General features: G+C 49.4%; 1 protein-coding gene. It reads right to left on the bottom strand.

All coding sequences use genetic code 11. The annotated features are described in order from the left end of the window. Window positions 1-10: 10 nt before the first annotated feature. The coding region (locus tag JIN87_RS28510) for a hypothetical protein (RefSeq protein WP_234033688.1) at window positions 11-312 on the bottom strand (302 nt) is incomplete at its 5' end.

Genomic DNA, 312 nt, shown 5'->3' with positions numbered 1-312 from the left:
CGTCGAGTCCTCACGACGTAGGAGGCGGAGCCTCCGGAGTTGTGAGCGACGTTTGGTTGGCGGTAGATTGTTCTCTCTCGAGTTTTGCCCAATCCTCAGCTGGCAGTCCAAGACTATCTAGAAACGATAAGAGCTTTTCTTGGCTTTCTGTTGCGAGGGGGGCTGAAAACTCTCCGTGGGCGTAATTCAATCTAAATACGATTTCTTTGTTTTTTATGAACTCTACGTTGAAGGTTCCTCTACATAGGTGCAGAGCTCGAGCCTGTGGTGGATCCTCGAAAGATATAATACCCTCGAGGCTCTCGCTTTCTG

Origin of the sequence: Pelagicoccus mobilis (genome assembly GCF_016595505.1) — a bacterium.
Taxonomy (GTDB): domain Bacteria; phylum Verrucomicrobiota; class Verrucomicrobiia; order Opitutales; family Opitutaceae; genus Pelagicoccus; species Pelagicoccus mobilis.
This window is presented reverse-complemented; position numbering and strand designations above follow the sequence as displayed.